19 protein-coding genes are annotated in these 19988 nt (G+C 34.0%); 12 read left to right on the top strand and 7 right to left on the bottom strand.

The window, feature by feature from the left end; all coding sequences use genetic code 11:
* Positions 1 to 49: 49 nt before the first annotated feature.
* The 3 genes from ACNQGD_RS14645 to ACNQGD_RS14635 form a co-directional block, all read right to left on the bottom strand.
* Positions 50 to 562, bottom strand: coding sequence for a DUF4251 domain-containing protein (locus ACNQGD_RS14645; protein ID WP_417993710.1), 513 nt, complete (start codon positions 560 to 562; stop codon positions 50 to 52).
* 103 nt (positions 563 to 665) lie between these two features.
* Positions 666 to 1097 (bottom strand): META domain-containing protein, encoded by a 432-nt coding sequence (locus ACNQGD_RS14640; protein ID WP_417999796.1) that lies wholly within the window; start codon positions 1095 to 1097, stop codon positions 666 to 668.
* Positions 1098 to 1241: 144 nt separating this feature from the next.
* The gene (locus tag ACNQGD_RS14635; protein ID WP_417993712.1) at positions 1242 to 2159 is read right to left on the bottom strand and encodes a YihY/virulence factor BrkB family protein; all 918 of its coding nucleotides are present in this window, start codon (positions 2157 to 2159) and stop codon (positions 1242 to 1244) included.
* 445 nt (positions 2160 to 2604) lie between these two features.
* On the opposite strand from ACNQGD_RS14635, the gene ACNQGD_RS14630 reads away from it, so the two are divergent.
* Positions 2605 to 3234 (top strand): superoxide dismutase, encoded by a 630-nt coding sequence (locus tag ACNQGD_RS14630; protein WP_417999821.1) that lies wholly within the window; start codon positions 2605 to 2607, stop codon positions 3232 to 3234.
* A 277-nt stretch (positions 3235 to 3511) separates the two neighbouring features.
* Entirely contained in the window at positions 3512 to 4711 is a 1200-nt protein-coding gene (locus ACNQGD_RS14625) for an LETM1-related biofilm-associated protein (RefSeq protein ID WP_417999795.1), read from the top strand.
* A gap of 54 nt (positions 4712 to 4765) precedes the next feature.
* Here the strand turns inward: ACNQGD_RS14625 and rho are convergent, their stop codons facing one another.
* Complete coding sequence (gene rho / locus ACNQGD_RS14620) at positions 4766 to 6538, bottom strand: transcription termination factor Rho (RefSeq protein ID WP_417999794.1); 1773 nt, start codon at positions 6536 to 6538, stop codon at positions 4766 to 4768.
* A gap of 185 nt (positions 6539 to 6723) precedes the next feature.
* On the opposite strand from rho, the gene ACNQGD_RS14615 reads away from it, so the two are divergent.
* The 3 genes from ACNQGD_RS14615 (at position 6724) to ACNQGD_RS14605 (ending at position 9755) form a co-directional block, all read left to right on the top strand.
* Positions 6724 to 7137, top strand: coding sequence for a DUF4293 family protein (locus tag ACNQGD_RS14615; protein WP_417993715.1), 414 nt, complete (start codon positions 6724 to 6726; stop codon positions 7135 to 7137).
* A gap of 159 nt (positions 7138 to 7296) precedes the next feature.
* Complete coding sequence (locus ACNQGD_RS14610; RefSeq protein WP_417993716.1) at positions 7297 to 7959, top strand: response regulator; 663 nt, start codon at positions 7297 to 7299, stop codon at positions 7957 to 7959.
* Positions 7960 to 8027: 68 nt separating this feature from the next.
* Positions 8028 to 9755: a tetratricopeptide repeat-containing sensor histidine kinase gene (locus tag ACNQGD_RS14605; protein ID WP_417999793.1), complete on the top strand. Its 1728-nt coding sequence runs from the start codon at positions 8028 to 8030 to the stop codon at positions 9753 to 9755.
* Here ACNQGD_RS14605 and ACNQGD_RS14600 read toward each other — a convergent pair.
* The gene (locus tag ACNQGD_RS14600; protein ID WP_417999792.1) at positions 9730 to 10227 is read right to left on the bottom strand and encodes a metallophosphoesterase family protein; all 498 of its coding nucleotides are present in this window, start codon (positions 10225 to 10227) and stop codon (positions 9730 to 9732) included. The genes ACNQGD_RS14605 and ACNQGD_RS14600 overlap by 26 nt on opposite strands.
* Before the next feature lie 274 nt (positions 10228 to 10501).
* On the opposite strand from ACNQGD_RS14600, the gene truA reads away from it, so the two are divergent.
* The 7 genes from truA (at position 10502) to ACNQGD_RS14565 (ending at position 18865) form a co-directional block, all read left to right on the top strand.
* Complete coding sequence (gene truA / locus ACNQGD_RS14595) at positions 10502 to 11272, top strand: tRNA pseudouridine(38-40) synthase TruA (RefSeq protein WP_417999791.1); 771 nt, start codon at positions 10502 to 10504, stop codon at positions 11270 to 11272.
* Between the two features lie 85 nt (positions 11273 to 11357).
* Positions 11358 to 13112 carry an ABC transporter ATP-binding protein gene (locus ACNQGD_RS14590; RefSeq protein ID WP_417999790.1) on the top strand — a complete coding sequence of 585 codons (1755 nt, stop codon included), beginning with the start codon at positions 11358 to 11360 and terminating at the stop codon, positions 13110 to 13112.
* A 409-nt stretch (positions 13113 to 13521) separates the two neighbouring features.
* Complete coding sequence (lpdA, locus tag ACNQGD_RS14585; protein ID WP_417993721.1) at positions 13522 to 14910, top strand: dihydrolipoyl dehydrogenase; 1389 nt, start codon at positions 13522 to 13524, stop codon at positions 14908 to 14910.
* A gap of 244 nt (positions 14911 to 15154) precedes the next feature.
* Positions 15155 to 15991 (top strand): serine O-acetyltransferase, encoded by an 837-nt coding sequence (locus ACNQGD_RS14580; RefSeq protein WP_417993722.1) that lies wholly within the window; start codon positions 15155 to 15157, stop codon positions 15989 to 15991.
* A 5-nt stretch (positions 15992 to 15996) separates the two neighbouring features.
* Complete coding sequence (gene cysK, locus ACNQGD_RS14575; RefSeq protein ID WP_417999789.1) at positions 15997 to 16911, top strand: cysteine synthase A; 915 nt, start codon at positions 15997 to 15999, stop codon at positions 16909 to 16911.
* A gap of 714 nt (positions 16912 to 17625) precedes the next feature.
* Complete coding sequence (locus ACNQGD_RS14570; protein ID WP_417999788.1) at positions 17626 to 18066, top strand: hypothetical protein; 441 nt, start codon at positions 17626 to 17628, stop codon at positions 18064 to 18066.
* Positions 18067 to 18250: 184 nt separating this feature from the next.
* The gene (locus ACNQGD_RS14565; protein ID WP_417999787.1) at positions 18251 to 18865 is read left to right on the top strand and encodes a hypothetical protein; all 615 of its coding nucleotides are present in this window, start codon (positions 18251 to 18253) and stop codon (positions 18863 to 18865) included.
* 184 nt (positions 18866 to 19049) lie between these two features.
* Here ACNQGD_RS14565 and ACNQGD_RS14560 read toward each other — a convergent pair whose 3' ends face one another.
* Both ACNQGD_RS14560 and ACNQGD_RS14555 read right to left on the bottom strand, forming a co-directional pair.
* Positions 19050 to 19286 (bottom strand): hypothetical protein, encoded by a 237-nt coding sequence (locus tag ACNQGD_RS14560; protein ID WP_417999786.1) that lies wholly within the window; start codon positions 19284 to 19286, stop codon positions 19050 to 19052.
* A gap of 9 nt (positions 19287 to 19295) precedes the next feature.
* Positions 19296 to 19688, bottom strand: coding sequence for a hypothetical protein (locus ACNQGD_RS14555; protein WP_417999785.1), 393 nt, complete (start codon positions 19686 to 19688; stop codon positions 19296 to 19298).
* Between the last annotated feature and the right edge of the window lie 300 nt (positions 19689 to 19988).

The raw sequence follows: 19988 nt of genomic DNA, 5'->3' as shown, positions 1-19988 counted from the left end.
TAAAACAAGACGGTTTTTTTTTATTGCTTCCGTAGTTAAATTATTTCGCCTATTTTTTCTCTATTGCTGTAATATCGCCATTATAAGAAATTGTACTTCGGTTATTAGAGCTAATAGAAAGTGTTGCACTCCCCTTAAAGAAAACAGAAAGCAACAACGTATAGGTATCCTTCTCTCCTCTGACAATTACTTTTATCTGATAGGACTTTTTGTCTTTTTCAATAGTAAACTCTTGAGGAGTTCCTTCAAAATGTAGTCCTGCATCACTCCCATAACCAACTCCACTAAATGCTCTTCCAAAAAAAGGCATTTCACTTTTGATCATAGTTGGATAAAATTGTACATAATTTGGATTCGTGGACAAATCCATAGTTCTAAATCCCTGAGGCAAGGCTGTTCTTCCAATAAAAACAAACTCTTTAGAATCAATCAAAGATGCCGTTTGTTTTTGCTTTTCTATTTTGCGTTCCTCTCTAGATTGTTTCTTACTTTTTTCCTGAGCATAGCTTACTGTTAGAAACAATGATAGAAAAAGTATCAAAATTGATGTTTTCGTTTTCATAGTATACTTTTTTAATGTTCTGATATGACTATTTCTCAATTCAAAAGCAATATAAATACATATTGAAAGATTCAGAAAAATGGATTACACTAAAACTCTATATTTATTTTTTCTCAAAACGCATCATTGCGATGTCACCCATGATAAAATTTAAAGTTTTTCCATCTTCAGATACAGAATACGAATTTATTTTTTCTAAAGTTGATACGTACACACTTTCACCTTGACCATCAAGACACATCATTCTGGTTACCGCCATTGGTTCTTTAAAACTGATTGTATTTCCATTAACACTTAATTTTCCCGTGTAATTATTACAACTGGTATTCCCTGAAAAACGATTTTCTTTCAAGTTAAAGATAATAGTTGGTTTTTTATTTGGATACAATCCATTAAAAGCTATTCTTGGTCCTGTAATATAATTTAATTCCCAAGTTCCTTCAAGTGAAGCTGTTTTACCTGTGATTGTTTTAACCGAATTGCAGGAAATAAATGCTAAACATATAATAGTAAGCGACAGAATTATTCTTTTCATGTGATCTATTTTTGATTTTTACATTTTTTTTAAACAGTCCAAAAACATTGCCAATGTGTCGTTTTTCAAAAGAAAATTATAAAGAAAGAGCCTTACAAAATTATCTTTTAAAGACACAAAACCCTTAAAATCAGAAATGTAAATTTAGCTCTTTTTTACCTCTACAACTTCTACCTTAATTGCTACAGCATACCCATTTGGAATAATTTTATTTCCATGCGCATTCGCATACACTTTAGTGAATTCAGCTCCAAAATACAGGATTATTGCCGAATAATACACCCAAATTAAAATAATTATGATGGAACCCGCAGCACCGTAAACAGTTGCAACAGTTGAACTACCTAGATAAAACCCAATAGCAAACTTACCAAACATAAAGAAAAACGAAGTGAAACTGGAACCTATCAAAGCATCTTTCCAATCAATATTTCCATCTGGCAACGTTTTGAAAATGATAGCAAATAACATGGTTGTCGTTGCAAATAAGATTATTATATTGAAAATATAAAATATATAAACCGTCGTGTCAGGGAAATAAACCAGTAATCGCGTGTTTATAACATCCATGACGGTATTGACCATCAAACTCACCATCAGTAAAAAACCAACCGAAGCAATCATCGAAAATGACATGAGTCTATTTTTAATGAATTTCATGATCCCTTTATTAGGTTTTGCTTTTAAACCCCAGATAAAGTTGATGGAGCTTTGTATTTCGGCAAACACTCCTGAAGCGCCTATTAGCAGCATAATTCCTCCAAAAACAGCTGCAAAGGCATTACTATCCGAAAGTTCTATATTCTTAATTGTCTCTTGAATTTGGATTGCTGCTTCATTCCCAACCATTCCATTAATTTGTCCAAAGAATCTTCCTGTAACCGCTTCTCTTCCGAAGAAAAAGCTGAAAATTGACAAAATAATAATTAACAATGGCGGCAATGAAAAAATTGTATAATAAGACAAGGAGGCACTTAATTTTATGGCATTGTCATCATCAAATTCCTGATAGGTACGCTTCAGTAAACTCCAACTTGTCAGAGCTATTTCTTTATGTTTCATTTTTATATTTTTATATTCTTTTAAACGAAAAAAAAAAATAAGATATTCTGATTTTCATTTGTTTACGATAACCCTAATCTGTTTTTGAGGTAATTTATTTGTTGTCGCTTTCAAAATTACAAAGATATTCTATACAAATTTGAAATGAAATTTATATAATTCCGATACCCTTTAAAATTCTTAAAATATATTGGAAACATAAAACTAATCAAATTTTAAGTATTTGTTAACCCATCCCTATCTTTTAATGTTTAAATTTATATCCTACTTTAACATCCTTTTTAGGATAAATTTTCAACCTATGGAAAATAATACACGAAGAAATTTTTTAAAACAAACAGCAATACTTTCAACAGGAACAATTATTGGCTCTAGCTTATTTAATTCCGCATTTGCTTCTGAAAGCCCTTTAAAAATAGAAAATCAAATCCAAGAATTAGACACCATGGATTTTCAAGGAAACTATAGCATACCAAAATTACCGTACGCTTATGATGCTTTAGAGCCTCATATTGATAAAATGACATTGGAAATTCATTACAGCAAACACCATCAAGCTTATGTGACTAATTTAAACAAAGCAATAGAAACTCTTGATAAAAACTTAGTGGAACATTCTAAATCATTAGAAAGCATCTTCGGGAAAATGTCTAAATTTCCGGAAGCAATTCGTAATAATGGTGGCGGACATTACAATCACAGTTTGTTCTGGAGTTTAATGAAACCAAATGGCGGCGGTACTCCAAAAGGAAAATTAGGAGACGCTATAACAACAACTTTTGGCTCTTTTGATGAATTCAAAAAACAATTTAGTGATGCTTCGATGAAGCGATTTGGTTCTGGTTGGGCTTGGTTAGTGGTTCAGGATGGCAAATTAGTTATTGGTTCAACGGCAAATCAAGACAATCCATTGATGAGTTTACGAGGTAAGGGATTAAAAGGAAAGCCAGTTTTAGCTTTAGACGTTTGGGAACATGCTTACTATTTAAAAAATCAAAACCGAAGAGCCGATTATATTGCTTCTTTTTGGAATGTAGTCAATTGGGAAGCTGCTGAAGCCTTATTCAATTCTTAAACACCTATAAAAGCCCTGTTTTCATTGCAAATCAGGGCTTTTTATCATACTGCTGCATTTTTGTATAAAAGTCCCTTTTTTATTAATGCCATTCTCTATCATTGCTATTAAAATAGTACCTGATTACAGCGTTTTTCATCAAAAATTATAACAATTAAATTTATCTTGTTTAAAACTAAAAAACAGTGCTAATTAATTATAATATCTGTGTTAAACTAAAAAACACCCGTTAAAACTACCGCAAAAAAGTATAGCTTTGTACCTTCAAATTAAAGCAATGATTAACCCTTCGGCATCAGGTTGGATAGATAAATTTTTTATTGAACAAAAAATTTTAGAGAAAACCGTTTCTAAAACTACGGATACATTTTATCAAAAAGTTAGAGAAACAGGATTTATTTATGGGCACATAATCACATTTGACACCGTAAATACTATTGAAACCAAAGGCTGGTTTAAAGAAGAAATCTCTAAAGTCGCACTATTAAACACTTTATACAATGTTTTTTGTTTGACGAATGACGAAATCAGTTCCAAAAATTTTATAACACAAACGGTTACTTTTTACAATCAAATGAATCCTCAAGGTTTCAGTTTGTTTAAAAAAATACTCCCTAAAAATTCACTTGCCTTAACACTCGAAAAAATAATTGATGAGCGTGTTCAAACGAACGATAGCATCATCAGTAAAAATTTCTCCCATCTGGTAACGAATGCGTTACTTTTTATCGATGTTCTGGCTTTTCGCCAATATTTAATACACGGTGAAATTCCAGAAAAATACCTACAGAAAATTGAAGAGACAATTGTAAATATTGTAACACTTGCGTTAAAAATCAAATCGGAAAAATCACAATATGATGATTTGTTAATCAAACTTTTTGAGGCTTCGATACGTTATAGTAAATTCTCGAAAGTTTCTGTTCAAAGTCTGGAAACATTACAATTGCATTATTTTACAAATGAATTAGAACAATATTATTTGATAGATATTGCAGGAATGGCGCTATGGAGTGATGGAAAAATTGAAAACAATGAGGCCTATTTTTTACATTCATTGGCTGAAAAACTATCAGTTACAGATGATTTTGTAAACCAAAGCATCGACAGTACTGATGCATTTATAACGAAATATAAAAAAGAAATACCCTATTTCAATTATTCAAATCCTGTAAAACATTTTTACGATCAAACGACACAAAGTGTTGTAACGCTAATAAGCCGTAATAAAAACCGATTGATCAAGGAAATTGTACAAAGCAAAGAATTAATGGTCCTACTGGCTTATTCTACCCGAAGAGATTTGGATGAAAAAGAAAAGAAAAAAGTCAAAAAACAACTGTTGGAAATTTGCAAAACCATTCCTTCGCTGACTATATTTTTACTTCCCGGCGGCAGTTTATTGTTGCCTATTTTAATAAAATTTATCCCTACTCTATTGCCCTCCGCTTTTAATGAAAATCTAGATAATGAATAAAAAAATCCGCTCATAGATTTTTTTATTCATTATCTTAATTCTCTTTTAATATTCCTAATCATTCATTGAGATTAAAAACTCTTCATTATTCTTCGTTTTCTTGAAACGATCATTGATAAAATCCATCGCTTCCACTGGGTTCATATCCGAAAGATATTTTCGCATAATCCACATTCTTTGCAATGTTTTTTGGTCTAATAACATATCGTCGCGTCTAGTACTTGAAGAAGTCAAATCGATAGCTGGGAAAATACGTTTGTTAGCAATTTTTCTATCCAATTGCAATTCCATATTACCAGTACCTTTAAATTCTTCGAAAATAACTTCGTCCATTTTTGAACCGGTTTCTGTCAATGCAGTTGCGATGATACTTAATGAACCACCATTTTCTACATTACGGGCAGCTCCAAAGAAACGTTTTGGTTTTTGCAATGCATTTGCATCCACACCACCACTTAATACTTTACCTGAAGCGGGTTGAACCGTATTATACGCTCTGGCCAAACGGGTGATGGAATCCAATAGAATTACTACATCGTGACCACATTCTACCAATCGTTTTGCTTTTTCAAGAACGATATTCGCAATTTTCACATGTTCTTGTGGCTCTCTGTCAAATGTTGACGCAATTACTTCACCACGCACACTGCGTTGCATATCGGTAACCTCTTCCGGACGTTCATCTATCAATAAAACGATTAAATATACTTCAGGGTGATTGGCCGCAATTGCATTGGCAATTTCCTTTAGCAACATGGTTTTACCGGTTTTGGGTTGCGCCACAATCATTCCGCGTTGCCCTTTTCCTATTGGCGAAAACAAATCAATAATTCTAGTTGAAATTGTGCTTTGCTTTTCTGCCAATTTGAATTTCTCTGATGGAAAAACTGGCGTTAAATGTTCGAATGAAACTCGATCACGAACCACTTGAGGATCGTGTCCATTTATTTTTAAAACTCGAACTAAAGGGAAAAATTTCTCTCCTTCTTTTGGTGGACGAACCACTCCTTTTACGGTATCTCCAGTTTTAAGACCAAACAATCTGATTTGAGATGTTGATAAATAAATATCATCTGGCGAAGCCAAATAATTGTAATCCGAAGAACGCAAGAAACCATATCCATCAGGCATCATTTCAAGAACACCTTCGCTTTCTATAATCCCATCAAATTCAAAATCAGAAGCAGCAAAATTACTCTTCTTATTTTTAAAATTTGGATTTAGATTACCATTTCCGTTTTGATTTGGGTTTGGATTCTGATTTGGATTCTGCTTATGTAATTGGTTTGGATTTATTTTTTTTACTGGAGCGACAGAAACTTCTATTTTTTCTTCAGCTGTAACATCTGCTGTTGCTACATTATCAGTACTCACTTCCTTTAAGTCTTCTTTATCCTTTTTTAAAGCAATTTTCTTTTCGTAAGCTGATTTATTAAATTTAATAATTTTACCTTCTTTTTTCTCATTCGCTTCAAATTCTGGTTTTGGAGCTGGTTCTTCTGAAATAGCATCAACAGGAAGATTATTTTCAACTGGAGCACTTGTTTCAGCTACAATTTCTTGCGTTTCAAAAAGAGGATTTTTTACAGCTTTCTGAATAGCCACTTTTTTGACAGGGACAATTCTAACTCTTTTAGGTTTATCGTCTTCAAAATCACTTTCCGCTTTTGTAGCTAAGGTTGGGTCAACGTTAGCCACTTGATGCTCTAAAATCTGACTGATTAAAGTATCTTTTTTTACACCGTTAAATTTTATGGTTTTAGCTGATTTAGCTATTTCTTGAAGCTCAGAAAGCTTCATTTCTTTTAATGCAGAAATATCAAACATGAATGTTCTATGAGTTTAATTAATTTTTGAAAAAATAATGTAAAAGAATAGGTAGTGAACTTTATTTTGAATCAACCGCAGTATGAAGTGCTTACGGTATTATGATGCAATAATACGAATAAAATTTAATCAGACAATAGTATTTATAAAAAAGAAAATATATTTTTGTAGAAGAAATTTAACAAATGATACAAAGAATTCAAACCATATACTTACTGCTTGCTTTTGTAGTTACTGGTATTTTACTGTTTTTTATTCCATTATGGACAATGAAAAATGGGAAAGACTTTTATTTTATGCAAAGCCAAGTGTATACCATATTGCTGGGATTGAGCACTACACTAACTTTGTTAAGTATTGTTTCCTATAAAAAAAGACAAAATCAATTTGTTATTGGCAGATTGAATATCATATTAAATTTGATTTTATTAGGATTGTTTGTATATCGTTCACTAAATCTATCTGGAGAAACACCTGCTGTTTCTGAGAAAGGTATTGGGATGTTTCTACCTGTAATAGCTATCGTGTTATTAGTTTTGGCTAATAAAGCGATTAAAAAGGATGAAGATCTTGTAAAATCTGTGGACAGATTGAGATAAACCTATAAACTTTAGTTTATTAGTGCGAAGAGAACCCGAATGTAACAATTCGGGTTTTTTTGTGTCTAACCTTTTTATTTTAGTTAAAAAAAAGAATAAAAATCTTATAAAATGATATTCTCCTATTTTTTTTATAAATTTGAAAATAGTAATTCCGATATGTTACAAAAAATTAAAATTCATCTTGCTGATGATCATCAAATACTTATTGATGGGATTCGTACGTTGCTACATACCTTACCTGATTTTGAAGTAGTTGGATTCTCTTTCAATGGTGAGGATATTTTCAATGAGGTTACTGAAAACAAAGCAGATATCCTTATTTTAGATATTAATATGCCAAAAAAAGATGGAATCGAAGTTATTAAAGAATTTGCTGAAAAAGGATTTCCTTGTAAAGTGATTGTTTTATCCAGTTATGATGATTTAAGAATAATAAAGGAAGTCATGAAATTAGGCAGTAGTGGCTATTTGACAAAAAAATGTGCCGGTGAAAATATCGTAGAAGCGATTCAGGCGGTATCCCGTGGAGAAGAATATTTTTGCAAATCAGTACGGGAAAAAATATTTAGTACAGTCACAAAAGACAATGTAAAATTAATCAAAAGCGAGGCTAGGGTAAATTCTATTTTAACGGACCGTGAATTAGAAATCATCACCCTAATATCACTTGAGTTTAGCGGTAAAGAAATTAGTGAACAACTATTTATAAGTATGAATACCGTTGAAACCCACCGTAAAAATATAATGAAAAAACTAGACGCAAAAAACTCCATCAGTCTGGTAAAATATGCCATTAAAAACAAATTAATCAAATCCTGATTTGTCAATCACAAATATGATTCGTTTTTAATTAAAAGCAACAATAAACAGAAAAAATTAAATTATCTATGCCGTACAAACAAATTGTTATAGTATTGATTTTACTACTTAATTTCTCCGGAATTACTGTTTTTGCAAATAAAAAATCACCCAAAAAAAAAGAAGTTACACAACTCACAAAAGAAGCTAATGAGCTTATGAAAGTGGGTAATTTTGAAAAATCATTAGTAAAAGCAAGACTTGCCCTCACCTATGCCATTGCTTTAAAAGATGATAATCTAATTGCGGCAACCTACAATACAATTGCGGCAAATTTTGACCAATTATCTGAATATGACAAAGCATTTTTTTATTATAATAAAGGACTCACTTACGCCAATAAAACGAATAATAATATTTTAAAGAACTGGCTAAATAATAATTTGGGAAACATTTATTGCTTTGACAAAAAGCAATATGAAAAAGGAATTTACTATTACAAAAAATCGCTGCAATACAGCACAAAAATTCATGATTCAGCTCAAATAGTTTTTACTAAACTCAATATTACCTGGGCCTATTTTGATATTGGTCGCTACGAGGATGGTCTTCCCTATTTAAAATACATCAATAAACACCACAAAAAACATGGCGATAAATCAACTATTGTAGCACTGAACATGCTTAATGGGATGTATCAAAGCTATAAAAATGATTCGGCAAAAGCGTTATTCTTTTTCCAAAAAGCCATTAAATTAGGAAACGAAGGAAATGAAAAATCAGATTTATCATATTCGCATCATGAGTTTTCTACCTTTTTATTAAAAAATGGAGATTATGAAAATGCGTACAAGAATTTGGCACTTTACAATGATCTTACTGTTAAATTAAATAATGAGGAAAAATTAAACAAAGCAAATGTTGCCGGAATAAATCTTGAAATTGACGAATATAAAAGAGAAATCGACAAAATAGGAAACGAATACAAAACCAAAGAATATTTACTAATACAAGAGCAATCCCGAAACAAAAAAATTGTGATTGTAATAATTGTTCTTTTATTATTTTTCTTTTTCCTTTTTTATATTTTCTCGGAAAACTCAAAGCTTAAGCAAAAAAATAAAATTAAAGACATACAAAGTCAACTGCAACAAAATACAATCAACGCATCTATTGACGGACAAGAATTAGAACGAAAAAAAATTGCTTCATTTTTACATGATAACATTAGTGCATTGCTATCCTCTGCAGGGTTGCACCTCAATGCATTTACCTCTCAAAGCCGCACTAATGCCGAAGAAATTATAAAAACCAAAGCCATATTAGAACAAGCACACGATCAAATAAGGGATTTATCTCATGAACTGATGCCAACCCTTTTAGCACGATTTGGCTTATTTTATGCCTTAGAGGATTTATGCGAAAAAAACTCAAACTCAGTAATTCAATTTAACTACACCATTGTGGTACCTACGAAAACACGTTACAATGAAGATTTTGAAATGAAAATGTATTTCATCATAATGGAACTGCTAAACAATATCATAAAACACAGTCGCGCCACTCAAGCAAATTTGACTATTCAAGAAAACAATAAATCACTCCAAATCAAAATCGAGGATAACGGTAAAGGATTTGACACCGATACATTTTATATCCTGGAAGGTTTTGGAATCAACCAGATTAAAGCCCGAATAAATAATCTAAAAGGAACTATCACAATAAATTCAAAAATTGATTTCGGCACATCTGTTGCTATTGAAGTGCCTATTAACTATCCAAAAAAAACAACTATACCCGTTTTTCCATCTCAATAATTTCCATATCCTTGATTTTATCACCCTCAATCACAAAACGCAACATCGTGCGTACTTGATGAAAGCCACTTTTCCCGGCTGCTCCGGGATTCATGTGCAATAGATTATGTTTCTTATCAAATATGACTTTCAGGATGTGCGAATGTCCACAAATAAACAATTTTGGAGGATTCGATTCCATTTCCGCTTTTAATGAAGGATTGTATTTCCCAGGATACCCGCCAATATGCGTCATCCAAACATCGACTCCTTCACACATAAAACGGTTGTGCAATGGAAATTCCATGCGCGCCTTAGCATCGTCAATATTCCCATACACACAACGCAACGGTTTTAGCTTTTTTATCGCATCCGTTACAGCCAAATCACCTATATCGCCGGCATGCCAAACCTCGTCAGCCTGAGCGACATATTTCAAAATCGTATCGTCAATGTGACTGTGCGTATCAGAAAGCAGAAGTATTTTTTTCAAAGTATTTTTTTTAGGAGCAATTTCCAGCTATCCGTTTCAATCTTTATTGTTTTTAAAGAAAAAAAAATAAAGGATTTCCACTGCAAATATTTACATTCACTGAACTCCTATGAAAATAAAAGTTTAGTGAAGTAATCTGGGCTAGGATTTTGCGGTAAAAATAAACATTCGAATTCCAAATAAAAAATGAAATCGAAACTTAACAAAGTTTGCCCCTGCGCAACTTCGTGGCAAAAAAATTAATAAGTATCTTTGTGGCTTCAAAAAAAATTACTTGAGATATTTCATCAAATTAGCATACAACGGAACCCATTATCACGGCTGGCAATACCAACCCAATGCTGCTACTGTTCAGGAAACAATGAACAAAGCGTTTTCGGTGCTATTGAACACAACCATCAATCTTATGGGAGCCGGAAGAACGGATACCGGCGTTCATGCCAAAGAGATGTATGCTCATTTTGATTTTGAAAACGAGTTTGAGATTCCAAGTTTAGTGCATAAACTCAATTCCTACTTGCCCAAAGACATTGTTGTTTATGACATTATTCCGGTACATGATGAAGCGCATACTCGTTTTGATGCGACTAAAAGAACCTATGAATACCATATTAATACCTTTAAAGATGTCTTTTCGCAAGAGCAAAGTTGGTATTTCCATCAAAAGTTAGATCTCGATTTGATGAATCAAGCGGCGCAACTACTATTCAATCACACTGATTTTCAATGCTTTTCAAAAGTAAATACCGATGTAAATACTTTTGATTGTACCATTTTTGAAGCTTATTGGACTCGAGGCACTACCGAACAGGGTGCAGACAAACAAGAAAACGGAAACCTTATTTTTACCATTTCGGCCAATCGTTTCTTACGCAATATGGTGCGTGCTATTGTAGGAACATTGGTAAACATAGGATTACACAAGATTACACTGGTGGATTTCACCGCCATCATAGAAAGTAAAAACCGAGATAAAGCTGGTTTTTCGGTTCCGGCGCATGGTTTGTACTTAACTAAAATAGAATACGATTACATTACACAATAGCCCTGATAGCAGTGAAAATCCTTTTATGTTTTTTCTTTAAAAACATAAAAGATTGTAACGAATAGCAGGAACAGCTCCAAAAAATATGAAAGCAAAAGCATTTGATACTAGATTATTCAAACGAATATTAAAATTTACTAAACCCTATCAATGGCGTTTTAATGGTGTAATTATTTTTGCCATTTCGCTATCGGTATTTGCGGCATTACGTCCGTATTTATTGAAACAAACCGTTGATGGTTACATCTCAACCCAAGACCAGCAAGGATTATTGATGTATGTAGTCTTGATGGGAATCGTACTTTTACTGGAGGTATTTTCGCAATTTTACTTTGTGTATTGGGCGAACTGGTTGGGTCAGGACATTGTAAAAGACATTCGGACAAAACTGTTTCAACACATTTTGAGTTTCCGAATGAAATATTTTGATCACGTTCCTGTGGGCCAACTCGTGACGCGTTCAGTTTCGGATATTGAATCGATTGCTCGAATTTTTAGTCAGGGATTGTTCATGATTATCAGTGACTTGATGAAAATGGTTGTCGTACTGGCTTTTATGTTTTATATGAACTGGAAACTGACTTGGATTGTAATTATCGCAATGCCAATTCTGGTTTATTTCACTCGAATTTTCCAGAAGAAAATGCAAGTTGCTTTTGAGGAAGTGCGTACTCAAATTGCCAATATGAATTCCTTTGTGCAGGAACGCGTAACAGGAATGAAGATTGTCCAACTTTTTAACAGAGAAGACATTGAGTCTGAAAAATTTAAAAGCATCAATGATAAACACAAAAAAGCATGGATAAAAACCATTCTTTATAACTCCATCTTCTTCCCTATTGCTGATATTATTTCGTCTTTAACTCTTGGTTTTATAGTACTGTATGGCGGAATCAAGATATTAAACGGGGATAATTTCACCACTTTTGGAGATTTATTTTCGTACACCATGTTCATCGGAATGCTATTCAATCCGTTGCGTCAAATTGCGGATAAATTCAACGAGATGCAGCTGGGAATGATTGCGGCCAACCGTGTTTTTGACATTTTGGATACCGAAGATCAAATTCAGGATACCGGAATTATCGAAGCGCCCATCTTTAAGGGAGATATCGAATTTAAAAAAGTTCGTTTTGGATACATTCCGGATGAAGAAGTGATAAAAGGAATTGATTTAGAGGTTAATGCAGGCCAAACGATTGCTATTGTTGGCTCTACAGGTGCAGGGAAATCGACGATTATTAACTTACTGAATCGTTTTTACGAAATCAACAGCGGTTCTATTTACATTGACAATCACAATATTGAAAATTACACATTGAGTTCCTTGCGAAAACAAATTGCAGTTGTATTGCAGGATGTTTTTCTTTTTGCCGATACTATTTTCAACAATATCACCTTGAATAATCCTGAAATTAGTAGCGAACAAGTTTTGGCTGCAGCCAAAAAAATTGGCGTACATGAATTTATCATGAGTTTACCGGATAATTATGATTTTGATGTGAAGGAACGCGGCGTTATGCTTTCTTCGGGTCAGCGCCAACTGATTGCTTTCTTGAGAGCCTATGTGAGTAATCCCAGTATTTTGATTTTGGACGAAGCCACGTCATCAATCGATACCTATTCAGAAGAATTGATTCAGCGCGCTACGGAAACGATTACCAAGGGCAGAACCTCCATCGTGATTGCACACCGCTTGGCAACGATTGTCAATGCTGATAAAATTGTAGTAATGGACAAAGGACTGATTGTAGAACAAGGAACGCATCAGGAATTAATCAACCGCGAAAGTGGGTATTACAAGAACTTGTACGATTCCCAGTTTTCGGTGGCGAATTAGTTTTTCCTGCAAAAGAATAAAGGAAAAAAGGTGCAGAGGCGCAAAGGTTTTAAGGCTAAAATCAGTGTAAATCAGCTGAATCCGTGTTATTTGTGTTCCATTTTTCATCAATGAGAATAAGAGCGTTAAGAGTGAAATGGGTTGAATCCATGTCCCTAAATTTCACTTTACTTTTTTACAAAGATGCAGTAGTTAAAAAAACAAAGCTGAATTTACACTGCTGTAATTTGTTTAAAACAAAAGTGTTTTTCTAAAAATTGGTTAGTTTGCCACTTTATTACTTTGAAACTTTCTCAAAACAGAATAAATCCTTAAATTCGTCCCATCAATTAAACAAGACAAATACACAAAATGAAATGAGTTTTTAGGAATTCATTTCACCAATAAAAAACAAATAAAAAACTTTGAAATGAAATACGATATTATAGTTTTAGGAAGTGGTCCTGGAGGATATGTTACAGCTATTAGAGCATCACAATTAGGCTTTAAAGTAGCCGTGATAGAAAAAGAAAACTTAGGCGGAGTGTGCTTGAACTGGGGTTGTATCCCAACAAAAGCGTTACTAAAATCGGCTCAGGTTTTTGATTATCTAAAACACGCTTCTGATTATGGATTGACTGTTTCATCATTTGACAAAGACTTCCCTGCTGTTGTACAACGTAGCCGTTCAGTAGCTGACGGAATGAGCAAAGGGGTTCAATTCTTGATGAAAAAAAATAAAATTGACGTGATTGACGGTTTTGGAAAACTAAAACCAGGAAAAAAAGTTGATGTTACGGACGCAGCCAATAAAGTTACTGAATACAGTGCAGACCATATCATCATTGCAACTGGAGCACGTTCTCGTGAATTGCCAAACTTGCCTCAAGATGGTGTAAAAGTAATTGGTTACAGACAAGCAATGACTTTACCAACACAACCAAAATCGATGATTATTGTAGGTTCTGGAGCGATTGGAGTTGAATTTGCACATTTCTACAACTCAATGGGAACTGATGTAACCATCGTAGAATTTATGCCAAATGTAGTTCCTGTTGAAGACGAAGACATTTCGAAACAAATGGAACGTTCTTTGAAAAAAGCAGGTATCAAAATCATGACGAGCTCCTCTGTTGAGAGAATTGATACTACTGGAGCAGGTGTTAAAGCATTTGTGAAAACAGCAAAAGGAGAAGAAGTTCTAGAAGCTGAAATTTTACTTTCGGCTGTTGGAATCAAAACCAACATTGAAAACATCGGATTAGAAGAAGTAGGAATTGCTACTGACAAAGATAAAATCTTGGTAAACGCATACAACCAAACGAACATTTCGGGTTATTACGCCATTGGTGATGTTACGCCAGGACAAGCATTGGCTCACGTAGCTTCTGCGGAAGGAATCAATTGTGTGGAGAAAATTGCAGGACTGCACGTAGAACCTATCGATTATGGAAACGTACCGGGTTGTACGTATGCAACTCCAGAAATTGCTTCTGTAGGATTGACTGAAAAACAAGCTAAAGAAAAAGGATACGAATTGAAAATTGGTAAATTCCCATTCTCAGCTTCTGGAAAAGCAAAAGCAGCAGGAACTCCGGATGGTTTTGTAAAAGTAATTTTTGATGCTAAATACGGAGAATGGTTAGGATGTCACATGATTGGTGCCGGAGTTACGGATATGATTGCTGAGGCAGTTGTAGCGCGTAAACTGGAAACTACAGGACACGAAATCCTAAAATCAATTCACCCACACCCAACCATGAGCGAAGCGGTTATGGAAGCGGTTGCGGATGCGTATGGCGAGGTAATCCATTTGTAAATAAATAATCATGTAACGTATAGACGCACTGCAGTGCGTCCCTACAGAAAAATATAAAATCCGATTTGTTCATACAAATCGGATTTTTTTTATGGAACCATTTCCAACACAAAGCATCCATTTTGTGGAAATTTAACATATTAACATTTATTTACATAGCAGGGTTATGAACCTATTCAATTCTGCTTTATATTTGTGTTTTGAGTCTTTTTATTAACGCCATTTCGATTTTACCATACCATAAATGAATACTGAAACCAACCGTTTTTCGAATACCCTACATGAAAACCAAAACAAAAATTGGGTAAGAGCCATCGATTCTTCTAAAATCATCAATTGGATTGATGATTTATTCAAAATATTATTCCCCGAGAAAGCTTTGGAAACCATTCAAATCGAATTGCTTTTGGACCAAAACAAAGCCAACTTTATCGCCATTCTTTCGGAGATTGTAAAAGACAAAACAGCTAATGAAATTCTGGATGACGCCGAATCTTTTTACACCACGCTTCCGGACCTTTACGGATTCATGCAAAAAGATGCGCAAGCCATATTAGATACGGATCCCGCAGCTGATTGTATTCAGGAAATCATCAATTCCTATCCCGGTTTTTTTGCCATTGAAGTGTATCGTATTGCCAATGCAATTGCTTCCCGAACCACGTGTCTGCTGCCGCGAATTCTGACCGAGTATGCCCATAGCAAAACCGGAATCGACATTCACCCAAGTGCCACCATCGACGTTCCCTTTATGATTGATCATGGCACCGGAATAGTCATTGGCGAGACCACAATAATAGGAAAACACGTAAGCATTTATCAAGGAGTGACTTTAGGAGCGTTGCAAGTCGAAAAAAACATGCAGGAAAAAAAACGCCATCCTACCGTAGAAGACCATGTCATTATTTATGCCAATGCCACCATTTTGGGCGGAAGCACCATTATAGGAAACCACAGTATTGTGGGCGGTAACACGTTTATCACCAAGAGTATGAATCCGTATTCCTTTGTTATGCAATCCAATAAAAACACTGTTTTGAACCAGCAGGAAATAAAAGATATTAATTTTTTCTCTATTTAAATATTATGAAATACAACAACATACTCGAAACTATAGGCAACACGCCACACGTAAGAATCAATCGTTTGTTTGGTGCCAACCATAATGTCTGGATCAAACTGGAACGTGCCAATCCGGGAGCCAGCATCAAGGACAGAATCGCTCTTGCAATGATCGAAGATGCCGAAGCAAATGGATTACTGAAAGCAGGAGGTACTATTATTGAAGCCACATCCGGAAATACAGGAATTGGACTCGCGATGGTTGCTGCCGTAAAAGGATATAAATTAATACTGGTGATGCCAGAATCCATGTCCATAGAAAGACGCCGACTCATGAGCCTTTATGGTGCCGAGTTTGTCTTGACTCCCCGTGAAAAAGGAATGAAAGGCGCACTGGAAAAAGCACAGGAATTAGTAAGCGAAATACCTAATGCCTGGTCACCGCTTCAATTTGAGAATCCTGCCAATATAGAAATTCACAAAACAACCACCGCTCAGGAAATCATAAAAGCATTCCCAGACGGACTGGATTATTTGATAACCGGCGTAGGAACCGGCGGGCATATCACAGGGTGTGCCGAAATATTGAAACAACATTTCCCCAACCTGAAAGTATACGCCGTAGAACCCGAAGCTTCGCCCGTTATCAGCGGTGGCGCACCGGCTCCCCACCCTATTCAAGGAATTGGAGCAGGATTTATTCCCACAAACTTACATACTGATGTATTGGATGGAACCATCCAAGTAAGCAAAGACGAAGCATTTGCCTATACTCAAAGAGCCGCCAAAGAAGAAGGTATGTTCGTAGGAATATCCTCTGGTGCATCCCTCGCAGCCGTGGCCAAAAAACTGCACGAAATCCCTGAAAATGCCAAAGTGCTGACTTTTTGTTACGACACTGGCGAACATTATTTAAGCATCGAAGGCTTATTTGTATAAACGAAAATCCCCTTTAAATACGAACCGATTTGTGAAAACAAGTCGGTTTTTTTATGGCTTTTTTGGCGTGTCCTTGTTGCAGTGCTATTGCATACATTACTTTGTATAGTTTAGCAACAAGGTCAGGCTGTTGGTTACAAACAAAGTTTACTGAACTCCGCTAAAAATTAAAAACATTGTGAAGTAATCTTTTATTGCGCTCCGCTTCATAAAAGGATTTTCACTGCCGTCCTTCACGCAAAACCGGACTAATTAGAAACTCCTACACTTATAAGAAGCATCTCACAAATAAAAGTCTATTTGATGATTTGTAAGATAATATATAAAGTGTATATTTGAAAGTAATACGCTACGCAGTAGCGCCTATCCACCCAATATGAGATGTATATGCGCTATTCTGTAGCGCCTATATACTAGTTGGCGAACAGTTTGGAAGCCACACAGAATGTTAACAAATAAATCATAATAATGAATTCCAAAATTATTGAAAAAACTACAAGTTTTTGTGTTGAAATTTTTGCAGACAAAAAAAATTACAGTCTCCCAGAGGAATACAATTATAGCCATCTTCCATTATGCGTAATTGATTCTGTTTTTTCAATTGGAGTCAAATATGAAATAGTCAAAAACACCATCAATAATTTTTGCAGACATAATAAAATTGACAAATTTTCAAAATCTGACGAATTATCAACTTCGTTTTTTTTGAATTTAATGGAACAAGAATCTATCAAAGAATTGACGGAAAAAATATACAAAAATCGCCAAAGAACTTCAACAAGAAGTGGAATTTTAAAATCTGAAGCAGTTATTAAATTCTTGAAAATTTTGCAAAAATATGAAGTAAACAAATTGAGCGATGTCTATAAAATTATTTCAAGTAAAGAGTTTGAAATAGACATTAAAGAAATTCCAGGTCAAAAAAGCGGAATTTCTTTAACCTATTTTTTTATGCTTGCAGGTTCAGACGATTTGATTAAACCTGACAGGATGATTATTCGCTTTTTAGAAAATATTTCAGGAGAAATTGTAAGTTTAACTGATTGCCAAATTATTCTTGCTGAAGTTTCAAAAAACCTTCAAAAGAATGGATTTCATATTACACCTAAAAAACTTGACAATTTAATATGGAATTACCAACGTGATTTAAATTAAAAACGAATATAAAACCGATTCGCCAACACACGCTACAAGCAATTTGGGTATTAGGCTTAATTTGAAATTGGTTTTGTATTTGGAAGATTTGGTAAATCCGAAAGATAACGCTGATTTAATCCCAAACTGCTTGTAGAGCGAGAACGTTAGGCAACATTCAATCAAATATTCAAGTAAAATTCATATGACAAAAGAAGAACTCATAAATCATATTGATAGAATACGAAATGTTATAGCTCAAAATCCTCCTGGAGGAATTATTCAAGCTAAACAGTTTGTAAAAACATATATTGGAGCAGACACACATTTTTCTAAATCGATTGACAAAATTAGTCCTGATACTTATCATGATTCGATACGAGCAGACGGAAATGCAATTCTTAATTCTTTGAAAGATTATATTGAGAATGGCTTGCATAGAACAATGTCTTATGAAAGAGAAATTCAACTTGAAACAGTTTCTGATTATCTTGAACAGGCAGAAAAATTATTGAATGATAAAATTGTTCATCCAGCTGCAGCTGCAGTAATTATTGGTGCTTCGTTAGAAGAATTTTTAAGGAATTGGTTGGAAGAGTCAGGCTTTGACATTACAAGTATAAAAAATAGTTTGGACGCTTATGCTAAAGAATTAAAAACCCTAGATAAAATTAACAAACAAGATATAAAAGATTTAACATCTTGGGGCGGAACTAGGAATGATGCAGCTCATGGTCATTGGCAAAATGTCGAAGACAGGCAGAGAATAAAACTTATGCTTGAAGGTGTAAATCTATTTATTCGAAAATACTCAACTTAACAGTATGAACGTTGCCTAACAGCTACTACAACGGATTTGGGCAATAGGCTTAATGGAAAGTTGGTTTTGTATTTGTGATGATTTGGCAAATCCGAAAATAGGTCTTAATTTAGTCCCAAACCCGCTGTAGTAGCGGGACGTTAGCGGTAATTGCTCGAAAATCAGGAAAAAACAAACGAAAAATCTAACAGTTTTCTTCAATCCATTTATACAAATAGTCGATAGTTAATCCCATACTGAAAAGGTTAGTTCTTAAATGTAGTGATGGAATATCTTTATCTTTTTCACGATGAGTTATTGTACGAATACAGCCCGGACATTTATAATGATCGTGAGAGGCTTTTGTTCTAAGATATTTACAGTTATGTGCTTTTAGAAACGAAATCCAATCTTTCGTTTTTACTGGTCTATTGTTTCCCATCTAAAAAATTTAACAAGCTACTTTATATTGCTTATTTTTTCTAATGGTTACATTCTCTAAACCTTGTAATAATCCATTCTCGTCAACAAATAATTTAGAAAAATTCTTTCTATGATAAGGAACTTGTGAAAATCCAAGTTTAACTAGTTCAGATTTCTTTTGTTCTGCATTAAGTTTCATAAAATCTTCACAAAAAGTTTCAACATTTTCGTCTAAAGAATCAATTGCTTCTTGTTCTGTAGAGCCGTATCCACTAATCATTAAAGAAGGTATAATAGATATAAAATGTTCTCCCTCTTTACCACTAACAACAGTAGCTTCCAAAGTTAAATCGCCTCCTTTGATTCGAATAGTATCCTCTTGTGGTTGATTTTCAAGAGGTATTTTTGTTAAATTAGCCATAAGTTTAAGAAATTTTATATATAAATATATTGGACAAATATATGAAAAAAAAGAAAATTAAAAGTACTCTTTTTTAAAACCTTAACTTATAAATAAAAACTACCGCTAACAGCTAGGGTTTCGTTGTGTGCGTAGCACGAACAATGAAGCCCGTGTTGAACGGAACCGAATACCTGTCGCCAACACTATGGAGTTATCGTAAAGATTGTAGAGGTATTTTCAAGAGGATTTTGTTCCTCTTTTTTTGTGGAGTTGTTTCAACTTGGTTTTTTTCATGTTTTCCTTCATTTTTGAACACAA

The sequence above is a fragment of the Flavobacterium glucosi genome (assembly GCF_048286535.1).
Classification (GTDB): Bacteria; Bacteroidota; Bacteroidia; order Flavobacteriales; family Flavobacteriaceae; genus Flavobacterium.
This window is presented reverse-complemented; position numbering and strand designations above follow the sequence as displayed.